Raw genomic sequence first — 1,566 nt, forward strand, 5'->3', positions numbered from 1 at the left:
ATTGATGTAGTTGGATTTGGAAAAACTTCAAACAAATCTTCATGAAAATCAATAGTTCCCAATGAAGTGGTGGTAAATGTCGAGTCGGGTCCAACGTGAGTTCTTAGAATACTTCCTGCAGGAGGATTAGGGCTAATAGTTTCTGTGCGAACCCTGTAATGATAGGTTGTATTGATTGCTAAACCTGTAATAGTAGCTGCTACAGGGAAAAAATCTAATGATGTTTTAGCCGGAAATGAGTTCGGCGTAGCATTTACAGTAGTGCCATAGGTATTGGTTAAACCGTATTCAAATTTAACGTTAGTAGTATAATTATCAGGAAGTACACTTCCATTTAATGTGGCTTCGGTTCCTGTAATTGATGAAGCTGCAACTGGATTTATAGTTGATCCATTAACAAAATATGCTATCGTTTGGTCTGGACTATAGTAGCTCACCCCATTTCTTACTACTTTTACTCTCCAGTGATAGGTTGTATAAACAGGTTGCGGCTCAAATGTATAGTTTACAGAAACATTACTAAACCCTGATATAACGGCAGGAGTCGCCGGTACTGTTGTGCCATAGGCAGTGGTATAACCGTATTCAAAGTAAACATTTACCCCAGTAGAACTGTTTGGATTAACAAGAGTATTAAAAAAGAAAGGATCGTAAAATGTACTGGATGTAGCAGTTGAAAGGAAAACATCTGAAATGATAGGTCCACCACCGGCTGCTGTTGTAAATGTTAGATCAGAACCATAATAGGTGTTTGCACCAACCGTTGTTTTGGTTCTGTAATGATAGGTTGTATTCGCTATCAATCCAGTTAATGTTGCTGTTGCATTGGTCAAAATGGTTCCACTTGTAGTAGATGGGGTAGCGTTTGCAGTGCTACCATAAGAAGTACTGGTTCCATATTCAAAGGATATGGTTGCTGTTGGGCCATAATTAGCATTTACACTACCATTAAGTGTTGCTTGATCGGAACCAACATTAGTAGCTGGTAAACTGGCTACAGTTGGCGGAACAGGAGTTGGTGTAGTTGTTATGCTCACGTTATAATCTTCAATTTCACCATATTGCAATTGATTAGGACAAGGAATATCAGCAGGTAAACCATTACCTCCTTTGTAAATTACTCTCAATCTTGTTAGTCCATCGGTAGCAGTTGTTGGAATTAGAATTGTAAAATTATATGTTTGGGGAGTAGTTGCTTGGCAGTTGGCATCAATAGTTGCAGAGGGAACAAAGCCCACTTTTTCGGTAATTTCAAAAGAATTATTTTGGTTTAAATCTACGTAAACTTCAATGAACTTTGTTTCGCAATCACCTTGTATGACTTCTAGAGAAGTAGGTATGTTAACTCCTTTTTGAAGCAAAATAGGGGTAAAATTATTAAAGTAGACATATTTAGATGTTCCAGAATTATAATTTCCGGTTTGTCCGCCCAAATAGCCACCTGTAATATTAGAGAAAGTGCCCAATTGAAATTTTGTTATTGGGTCAAAATAAAAAGGAACGCTTGATCCAGAACAATATGGCGCAGGGTTCGTTGATTGTGCAAAACTTGTAATGCTGGTTAAG

At 37.7% G+C, this 1,566-nt stretch carries 1 protein-coding gene; it reads right to left on the reverse strand.

The annotated features are described in order from the left end of the window. Positions 1 to 1,466, reverse strand: a 1,466-nt coding sequence (locus CHX27_RS01175; protein WP_207758918.1) for a GEVED domain-containing protein, incomplete at its 3' end; no start/stop codon positions are given. Positions 1,467 to 1,566 lie beyond the last annotated feature (100 nt).

It is taken from the genome of Flavobacterium aurantiibacter, assembly GCF_002251775.1.
Taxonomy (GTDB): Bacteria; Bacteroidota; Bacteroidia; order Flavobacteriales; family Flavobacteriaceae; genus Flavobacterium; species Flavobacterium aurantiibacter.